The organism is Sphingomonas sp. Ant20, assembly GCF_000783375.1.
Classification (GTDB): Bacteria; Pseudomonadota; Alphaproteobacteria; order Sphingomonadales; family Sphingomonadaceae; genus Sphingomonas; species Sphingomonas aerolata.
In genome coordinates this window covers 68435-75404 of record NZ_JRVI01000003.1, presented here as the reverse complement: position 1 = coordinate 75404, position 6970 = coordinate 68435, and the positions used below count along the sequence as shown (strand labels likewise).

At 69.5% G+C, this 6970-nt stretch carries 7 protein-coding genes and 2 pseudogenes; 4 read left to right on the top strand and 5 right to left on the bottom strand.

Going from position 1 to position 6970, the window contains the following annotated elements; translation table 11 throughout:
* The coding region (locus NI18_RS01150; RefSeq protein ID WP_037527461.1) for an NTP transferase domain-containing protein at window positions 1-691 on the bottom strand (691 nt) is incomplete at its 3' end.
* Window positions 692-753: 62 nt separating this feature from the next.
* Here NI18_RS01150 and NI18_RS01145 point away from each other — a divergent pair.
* The gene (locus NI18_RS01145; RefSeq protein WP_037527459.1) at window positions 754-1473 is read left to right on the top strand and encodes an HAD hydrolase-like protein; all 720 of its coding nucleotides are present in this window, start codon (window positions 754-756) and stop codon (window positions 1471-1473) included.
* Complete coding sequence (locus tag NI18_RS01140) at window positions 1470-1853, top strand: hypothetical protein (protein WP_042467624.1); 384 nt, start codon at window positions 1470-1472, stop codon at window positions 1851-1853. The genes NI18_RS01145 and NI18_RS01140 overlap by 4 nt, the downstream gene beginning before the upstream one ends.
* Before the next feature lie 17 nt (window positions 1854-1870).
* On the opposite strand, the pseudogene NI18_RS01135 reads toward NI18_RS01140, so the two are convergent.
* The 4 genes and pseudogenes from NI18_RS01135 to NI18_RS01120 all read right to left on the bottom strand — a co-directional run bounded on the left by NI18_RS01135 (window position 1871) and on the right by NI18_RS01120 (window position 4427).
* Window positions 1871-2883, bottom strand: a pseudogene (locus NI18_RS01135) (nucleotidyltransferase family protein).
* The gene (locus NI18_RS01130) at window positions 2868-3728 is read right to left on the bottom strand and encodes an HprK-related kinase A (protein ID WP_037527458.1); all 861 of its coding nucleotides are present in this window, start codon (window positions 3726-3728) and stop codon (window positions 2868-2870) included. The pseudogene NI18_RS01135 and the gene NI18_RS01130 overlap by 16 nt, the downstream one beginning before the upstream one ends.
* On the bottom strand, window positions 3725-4012 hold the full coding sequence (locus NI18_RS26155; RefSeq protein WP_031441640.1) for an HPr-rel-A system PqqD family peptide chaperone: 288 nt from the start codon (window positions 4010-4012) through the stop codon (window positions 3725-3727). The genes NI18_RS01130 and NI18_RS26155 overlap by 4 nt, the downstream gene beginning before the upstream one ends.
* A gap of 4 nt (window positions 4013-4016) precedes the next feature.
* Window positions 4017-4427, bottom strand: a complete 411-nt coding sequence (locus NI18_RS01120) for a hypothetical protein (protein WP_031441639.1) — start codon at window positions 4425-4427, stop codon at window positions 4017-4019.
* Between the two features lie 142 nt (window positions 4428-4569).
* On the opposite strand from NI18_RS01120, the pseudogene NI18_RS01115 reads away from it, so the two are divergent.
* A pseudogene (locus tag NI18_RS01115) lies at window positions 4570-5799 on the top strand (ATP-binding protein).
* A 61-nt stretch (window positions 5800-5860) separates the two neighbouring features.
* The gene (locus NI18_RS01110; protein ID WP_306286149.1) at window positions 5861-6928 is read left to right on the top strand and encodes a substrate-binding domain-containing protein; all 1068 of its coding nucleotides are present in this window, start codon (window positions 5861-5863) and stop codon (window positions 6926-6928) included.
* Window positions 6929-6970 lie beyond the last annotated feature (42 nt).

Below are 6970 nucleotides of genomic sequence, written 5' to 3'. Positions count from 1 at the left end.
CTCCGCCTTCGCCCGTCTCGATCACCGCCGAGGCCCGGCCGTCGGCGGCAGCGAGCATGACGATGTCGGGCAGATAATATTCGCCCGCCGCATTGTCATTGCCGACGCGCGCGAGCAACGCGAACAGGTCGCGCGAATGGACCGCCATCAGCCCCGAATTGCACAATGTCTCGGCACGCTCGGCGTCGGAGGCGTCCTTATATTCGACCATCCGGTCGATCCGGCCGGCGGCATCGGCGATGACGCGGCCATAGGCGCCGGGATCGGCGGGACGGAAGCCGAGCACGACCGCCGCAGGCGCGTCGTCGCCGTGCAACCGGTCGATCATCCGCTGCATCGTCGCGGCGGTCACGAGCGGGACGTCACCATAGAGAATGAGCACATCGCCCTCGAACCCGGCCAGCGCGTCGCGCGCCTGCGCCACGGCGTGGCCGGTGCCGAGCTGTTCGGCCTGCAGCGCGGTGGCGATCCCCAGCGGGGCGACCGCACGCTCGACCTGCTCGCGCCCGGCACCCGTCACCACGACGGTGCGCGCCGGGTGCAGCGTCGCCGCGCTTGCGACCAGATGGTGCAGCATCGGCCGCCCCGCGATCGGGTGCAGCACCTTGTGCAGGTCGGACTTCATCCGGGTGCCCTTGCCGGCCGCCAGGATGATCACCGCGATGGACTGGTCGTGCATATGCGTCGTCATGGAAGGACCGCTGCCACGAAAGCCTTGCCAATTCCATAGCCGCGCTGGCAGGCATCACGGCGATGACGCATTTTTCATTCGATATCGTCGGGTTCGACCTTGACGGCACCCTGCTCGACACCAGCGGCGACCTGACCGCGGCGGTCAATCATGCACTCGCGCTTGCGAACCGGCCGGCGCTGAGCGTCGAACAGGTCAAGCCGATGATCGGCGGCGGCGCGCGGCACATGCTGAAACAAGGGCTGACCGCGACCGGCGGCTATGACGAGGCGATGCTCGACCGGCTGCACGCCGCGCTGCTCGCCTATTACGAGGCGCATATCTGTGTGCTGACACGGCCCTATCCCGGGGTGATCGAGGCGCTCGACGCGCTGGCGGCGCGCGGCGTCACGATCGGGATCGTCACCAACAAGATCGAACGATTCGCGCGCACCGTGCTCGACGAACTCGGCCTGACCGACCGGTTCGCCTGCATCCTCGGCGGCGACACGATGGCGGAGGGCAAGCCGTCGCCGATGCCGATCCACGAAATGGTGCGCCAGTGCGCCGTGGTGGCGGACGCGAAGCGCGCCGGGGCGCAAGGTGCCGCCCCCCGCGCGGCGTTCGTCGGCGATTCGATCTTCGATATCCAAGCGGGACAGGCGGCAGGGTTGCCGACGATCGCGTGCAGCTTCGGCTTTCTGATGCAGCCGGTCGACGAGCTTGGGGCAGAGGCGGTGATCGACGGATTCGATGCGCTGATCCCCGCGCTCGACGACCTCGCCCGGCGCACCGCAGCGTGAACGGCCGCGATCGCGACCTGACCGGGTTCTTCAAGATTGCGCTGGCGCTGGCGATCCTCTTCGCCGTGACGATGGCACTCCTCCCCAAGCCGCCGCACCTGCCGATCGACCAGTTCGGCGACACGTTTAAGCACATGCTGGCCTTCGCGACGCTCGCCGCGCTGGCGTCGTTCGCCTATCCCGCTGCGCGCGGACGCAAGGTGCTCGAACGCCTGTCCTTCCTCGGCGCGATGGTCGAGGTGGCGCAGTCGATCCCGTCGCTGCACCGCGACTGCGACATTCGCGACTGGATCGCCGACACGATCGCGATCGCCGTCGTCGTCGCCATCATCGCGATGGTGCGGCGGACACGGCCGCCGCGGCTGCGCACGCTGCACTGATCCCCCCGCGCGGGCGCTCAGGCCTTGCGCCACTTCGTCCACAGATGGCGCGTGAGCATCGCCGGTGGCATCCGCAGCGCGTGCGACCGGACGTAGAAGGCCAGCCGCGTGACCGGGCGGGTCGGCCGCCCCCAGCCGTCGCGCGCGGTCAGCCGCCGCACATAGAGGCGGTCGCTGCCCGCCAGCCGGCCCCCGGCGAAAACGCTGTCGACGAGGCGCAGCGCGCGCGAGACGGGACGGCGCAGACCATGCCGCGCCGCCTCCTCTGCAAGCCCCTCGGTGCCGAATTCCTCGACCAGACAGCGAATGTCCCACAAATTGCGCAGGCCGCCCGCCAGGTCGCCGTCCGCGAACAGATGCGCGGCGGCATGGACGATCATGCCATTGGGCGACAGCGTGCGCAGGCCGTTGCCGAGCGGCACGCTGTCCGCGATCAGGCGCGCAGGATCGGGCGTGACCCGCGCGGTGAGCGGCAGGATCGTGTGATGGACGTCGATCATTCGGTCGCGCTCGCGGTGAATCAGCGGCGGCAGCTCGTGCATCCAGCGCCGGTAATAGGCGTCGTCATACGGATCGGGCTTCACCCATTCCCACCCCGCGCCGAGCACCGCCGCCTCGACCCGGTCGAGCGCCGCCCGCGGCACGAGGATGTCGAGATCGCCGATCGACCGGCCCTGCCCCGCCATCAGTCCCGCTGCGGCATAGGCCGTCCCCTTGAGGAGCACGACCGGGCAGCCGAGCGGTGCGAGTGCGCGCCGCGCCATCTCCGCCTCCCACAGTGCCGCGCGGCGACCTGTTCCGCGGCGGCGCGTGCATCGCCGAGGATCGCTTCGACCGCGCGCGGCAGCGGCAGGCCATCGAGACGCAGCGCCAGCGTCCCGATCAGCTGTTCGGCCCGGGCGATCGTCAGAAGGCTGGTCCAGCCTTCCGCGTCGAGCGCCATGACGCGTCCCGGATCGGCGAGCGCACCGGCGAGCAGGCTTGCGTCCGCCACCACGGTATGCGGGAGGTCTGTCACAGCGCCGCGCATAACGCCTCGACCTGCGCGACCCCGCTGGCACCGTCGGGATAGTCGATCGCGACCGCGGGGATCTGCGCGATCAGGCGGGTCATCGCGGTGAACCCCGCCTCGCCAAGCGCGACATAGTTGGTCGAGGCCTGCGTCATCCGCACGAACGCCTCGGCGAGCGGCACCGGCCGGACCGCCGCCGCATCGCCGTAGCGGGGAAACAGCAGCAAGGCGGGGGTCGCCGGCTGGTCCATCGCGGCGATCGCGCGTGCGTCGGGGACCATGTGGCGGATATCGCCCTTCGGAGTCGCCGCCATCAGCGGCCCCATCCGCGCGTCTGGCCAGGCCGCCTCGGCCGCCGGGATCGCCGCATTCTTCAGGCTGATCAGTCGCGGAAAGGCGTGAAGCAGCCCGGTCGCGGGGTCGAGCAACGCGAACTCATCGCCCATGAACCGCCAGCCCCGCGCCGCAAGCAGCGTCGCCAGAGTCGATTTGCCCGCACCCGACACCCCGGTCATCAGCACCGCCCGGCCATCGCGTTCGACCGCAGAGGCATGGAGCAACAGGTGGCGGCGTGCGCCGAGCGCCATCTGGAGGTTCATCGCCATTTCGGCGGCCAGCAGCCCGTGCCGCAGCGGCAGCGGCGCGGCCTCGGGCAGCATGTAATCGCCGCCGATCTCGACCGACGGGCGAAGCCACCGCCGCCAGGGTCGACGTGCAAAGAGACGGACGGTGTAATCCGCCACCCCGTCCTGCGGCGCGGGATAATCGCGGTAGAGACTGCGCAGCTGGTCGATCGGCGCGCGCCAGTCCGATCCGATCCGGAATCCGATCGGACCGATGCGCAGCGCGAAGGCGTGTCTCACGACGTTGCGACAAGCCCGGCGGCGACCAGCTCGTCGAGCCGCGCCGCCAGCGCCGAAGCTGTGGCGTCGGCGAGATCATAGTCACCCGCCAGCCGGTCGAGCAGCGCCTCCAGCAACAGCCCGGCCTCGCCGAGGATCGCCAGGATCTGCGGCGCGGGTTCGGTCAGCAGGTGAGTCATGCCCGATCGCCGGTGATAGACCGCGGTGAACGCGTCGAGCGGGGCGAGGACCAGCCCGCCGGGCGGGTCGGCGCGGTAGATCGGCCCCGGTGCGGCGTCGTCCACGGCCTCAGCCGCGCGGCATCTGCAACGAGGCGAAGCAGGTGAAGCCGCCCTGGCCGCGCTGCAACCGGCGGATGTAATTTACATAGGCACGGCTGCGTTCGGAATCGGTGCCGGGCAGCTGGCCGCCGCTGTTGAGCACGCGCCGGACCTCCTCGCCCTTGAACGGCCGGCTGGCGCCCGCGAAAGCGCCCTTGGTCCCCGATGGCACGATTTTGCCCTGCGCATCGATGAAGCTGCCCGCGCGGCCCGCATCGGGCACCGGAATGTCGCAATTGAGCACCGATCCCGCGGTCTGCGCCAGCGCCGGACGGATCGACACGACCGCAGCGGCACCGACCGCGCCGAGCGTCAGGACGCGGCGGCGCGACGGCGTCGTCTCGATCGGATCGGTGTCGGGGCGCGTGTCGTCGCTCATCGGGTCTCCGCTAGCATCATGCCCTTTCACAATCATGAACCTCGCGCAAGCAACCGGGCTTTGGAGGGGGCGATGGGGCCGGCGCTGTGCCGCTGCGGGACGGGCTGGCGCGCGGGGCTGCGAATGGCCTAGACACGCGCGCATGTTGACCGGATTTGGACTGCGCACCTTTTGGGCGATCATCGTGGCCGGTGGCGCCGCAATCGCGGTATTCGCGATCGGCACGTCGATCCAGGCGGGGCTGGTCGCGCTGGTCGGCGGGATCGCCGCCGCGCTCGTTGCTGCCGGAACCGGGGACGAGCCGCCCGCCGCCGCAGATCCCGCGCCCGTCAATCCGGCGATCCTCGACGAGACGCTCGACCTGATCGTCGAGCCCGTGCTGCTGGTCCGCGACGGCCGCGTCGTGCTCGCCAACCGCGCTGCGCGCGCGCTGCTCGGCGAACACATCATTGGTGACGATGCGCGCGTGGCTATCCGCCACCCCGCCGCGGCCGAAGCGCTGTCGTCCCCCGCCGCGCTGGGCGAGACCCCGCCGATCGAGCTGGTCGCTTGGCACCCGCGACCAGCGCTGGGAAATGCGCGTCGGCGAATTGTCCGACGGCCAGCGCATCGTCCATCTGATCGACCAGACCGGCAATTACGCCGCCGAACGGATGCGCGTCGATTTCGTCGCCAATGCGAGCCACGAACTGCGCACGCCGCTCGCCTCGATCCTCGGCTTCATCGAGACGCTGAGCGAGGAAGCGGGCGAGGATCCGGCGATCCGCGCGCGCTTCCTCAAGGTGATGGACGACGAGGCCAAGCGGATGCTGCGGCTGATCGAAGATCTGATCTCGCTCAGCCGGATCGAGGCGGAGAAATACCGCGTCCCCGACACGCCGATCGACCTGGCCATTCTGGTCGGCGACGTGCGGGCCGAACTGGCCGACGGCGCGGGCAACCGCGGCCTTGATCTGGTCGCGACGATCGAGCCCGCCGTCCCCCCGGTGTCGGGCGACCGCGTGCAGCTGTCGCAGATGCTGCACAATCTGGTCGGCAACGCGATGAAATATGGCCGCGCGGGGACGCCGGTGACGATCACCCTGGCACGCGACGTGACCGGCATGGTCAGGCTGGCGGTACGCGACGAGGGCGACGGCATCGCCGCAGTGCACATCCCGCGACTGACCGAGCGATTCTACCGTGCCGATGCCGGGCGCAGCCGGTCGCTCGGCGGTACCGGACTGGGGCTGGCGATCGTCAAGCATATCGTCGAGCGGCATCGCGGGCGCTCGACATTGCAAGCCAGGTCGGGGTCGGCACGACGGTCGCGGTGATCCTGCCGCCAGCCGGTGCCGGCCCCGCCAATTCGTCGCGTGTCATCAAACGGTAACGCGACTGTCACACAGGATCCGGTCTAGCCGCGCTATCGGGCAGGCATGACGGGAATTGACGTGCAGCGTTTCGGGGCGATTTCAGGACTGGCGGTCACGGCACTGGCGGGCGCGACGCTGATCGGCGGATGCGTCGACCAGGCGAATGGCGGCGGCGCGGGCTCGCGCGATCAGATCACCGCGGTCGGATCGTCGACGGTCTACCCCTTCACGACGATGATCGCCGAACAGCTTGTCGCCAACGATCCCGATGCCAAGGCACCGGTGATCGAATCGACCGGCACCGGCGCGGGGATGAAGCTGTTCTGCGCAGGCATCGGCGCCGGCCATCCCGATATCGAGGATGCGTCGCGGCGGATGAAGGCGAGCGAGTATAAGGATTGCGCCGCCAACGGCGCCGGCCAGATCCTGGAAATCCAGGTTGGGATCGACGGCATCGCCTTTGCCGAGGCCAAGAACGGCCCGAAGATGCAGCTGACCCCGACCGACCTGTACAAGGCGCTCGCCGCCAGCCCCGGCGGCCGGCCGAACACCGCGCGCGTATGGCGCGACGTGAACCCCGCGCTGCCGCCGGTGCCGATCCAGGTCTATGGCCCGCCCGCGACCAGCGGCACGCGCGACGCGCTCGCCGAGCTGATCCTGACCAAGGGCTGCGAATCGAGCGATCCCGCCGCCAAGCCGCTCGCCAAGTCCGATCCCGATGCGCACAAGGCGCTGTGCACCCGCGTCCGCGAGGACGGGATGTATGTCGATGCGGGCGAGAACGACAATCTGATCGTCCAGAAGCTCCAGTCGAACCCCAATGCGATCGGCGTGTTCGGCTACAGCTATCTCGAAGAGAACAAGAATGACGTGAACGGCGTCGCGATTTCCGGCGTCGAGCCGACCTATGCGACGATCGCCGACAATCGTTATCCGGGGTCACGCCCGCTCTACATCTATGTGAAGAAGTCGCATCTCAGCGCGATCCCGGGCCTGCGGACGTTCCTGAAGCTCTATGCCGCCAACTGGGGCGCGACCGGACCGCTGGTGAAGCGCGGCCTGATCGCCGCACCGCCCGCGGTCCAGGCCCGGTCGGCGGCGATCATCGCCAACGAGACGATTCTCGACCCGGCGGTACTGTCGTGATGCACTACTGGAACACGACCGCCGCCCCGAAACCGGTGGAGA

Coding starts and splice junctions, on each gene's coding strand:
- NI18_RS01145 (WP_037527459.1), top strand. CDS start 754: ATGACGCATTTTTCATTCGATATCGTCGGGTTCGACCTTGACGGCACC.
- NI18_RS01120 (WP_031441639.1), bottom strand. CDS start 4,427: ATGAGCGACGACACGCGCCCCGACACCGATCCGATCGAGACGACGCCG.